Below are 1,533 nucleotides of genomic sequence, written 5' to 3'. Positions count from 1 at the left end.
TTTTGCCTGGTGACAATAGAGACGTGGAACCACCTGATCCCTTACCGAACTCAGTCGTGAAACGCGTCATCGCCGATGGTAGTGTGGGGTTTCCCCATGTGAGAGTAGGTCATTGCCAGGCACCTAACATAGAAAAAGGGTCATCCGTTCGGATGGCCCTTTTTTTATGTTTGGAGCAAGGAGACTTCTGAGCGAATGCCCATGTGACCACGCATGCACTGAAAGTGCGGCGGGGAGGCGCTGCAAGCGTCGCGAAGCGATGACGAGCAACGCTCGGCACCTATTGTAGGTCATTGAGAGCTTCGTAAAGGATCTCTGCCAAATCCATCGCGGCCTTTGCAAGACTGCTCCAACGGTTTTAAAAAAGATCTCTGCCAACGTCAACAGCGGATGACAGGCTGAAGCCAGTCACCGTAGCTTCGTAGTGAATTAAGCACACCAGTGACAGGCTGAAGGCCAGTCACCGTAGCTTCGTAGTGAGTTAAGCACACCAGTGACAGGCTGAAGGCCAGTCACCGTAGCTTCGTAGTGAGTTAAGCACACCAGTGACAGGCTGAAGGCCAGTCACCGCAGCTTCGTAGCGAGTTAAGCACACCAGTGACTGGCTTTAGCCTGTCACCTGCTCTCTAATTACGCGCCCAACCTTCACGGCCTTCGCAAGACCGCTCCAACAGCTAACTACTACCCTTCAATCTGCGAACAGTGATCCCTCTGCTCTACTTCCGGTGTGAATATCACATAATCAGCTATCGCTTCATCCTGATAGCTGTCTGGTATGATTTCAAAGGGGTCTCTGCTGTCACCAACGGATAGCATCATGATCGATAAGCTATTCAGCTCATTATGAAAGGGGACGCCGGCATCTTTTCTGACATGCATGTTGCCTGCAATGTATAGATCGACTTTATCGGTGCTGTTCTCTTTAAGTACTCTGCCCATCTGTCGATCACGGGCTATTTGAACTCTTAACATGTTGCCCAGTTGTGATTTGGGTAGCTTGCCGCAGTGGCTTTCATAGAGTATGTCGAGCATAAAGTTTTTGTAGTGTTCGTTAGGATGATCTATTGATTCATCCATGTAGGCTTGCATCTGTTGTTGTCGAGTTAGGTCTGTGCTGAGTACTCTGTTTGCTTTCGTTAAAGCTAAGTTCACGGGTGATTCATACCACTCCCAAGGCCAGCCTTTTTGCCAGTTGAGTTGTTCTGGATTCGACGGCTCCCCTAATGCGCTGTCTAGTGCACTCTGTTGATCTGTATTCGCCATTTCAAAGGCAACATTACCGAGTATCTTCTTTTTGGACAGTAGCTCTAGTATCTCTGTTTGAAGTTCGTGATGAATATCCGTTTCATGATTTTCACCCAACAATATCCAATCTATCTCACTCATTTGATCCAGTAATTGCTGTTGGGCACCTCGAAAAACCTCCCTCACAGCACCGGTAGCCCTGTGATAGCATCAAGCAACCACTAACACCCGATAGATCAGTACCATGAAGAAGCGTAGCGCAATCAAAAACGACCTCTTTGCCAGCGA

At 48.6% G+C, this 1,533-nt stretch carries 1 protein-coding gene and 1 rRNA gene; one reads left to right on the top strand and one right to left on the bottom strand.

Annotation, left to right across the window (positions count from 1 at the left end; genetic code table 11):
* Window positions 1-5: 5 nt before the first annotated feature.
* Window positions 6-121, top strand: a 5S ribosomal RNA gene (gene rrf / locus XMG48_RS11910).
* Window positions 122-681: 560 nt separating this feature from the next.
* Here the strand turns inward: rrf and XMG48_RS11905 are convergent.
* Window positions 682-1,386 carry a ChaN family lipoprotein gene (locus tag XMG48_RS11905; RefSeq protein ID WP_173482297.1) on the bottom strand — a complete coding sequence of 235 codons (705 nt, stop codon included), beginning with the start codon at window positions 1,384-1,386 and terminating at the stop codon, window positions 682-684.
* Window positions 1,387-1,533 lie beyond the last annotated feature (147 nt).

This window comes from Marinobacterium sp. xm-g-48 (assembly GCF_013282925.1).
GTDB lineage: Bacteria > Pseudomonadota > Gammaproteobacteria > Pseudomonadales > Balneatricaceae > Marinobacterium_E.
Note: the sequence above shows the minus strand (reverse complement) of the source record. Positions and strands in the feature narration are given on the sequence as shown.

What these genes read in the sequence shown, in the direction of transcription:
- XMG48_RS11905 (WP_173482297.1), bottom strand. Translation starts at nt 1,386, where the DNA reads ATGAGTGAGATAGATTGGATATTGTTGGGTGAAAATCATGAAACGGAT.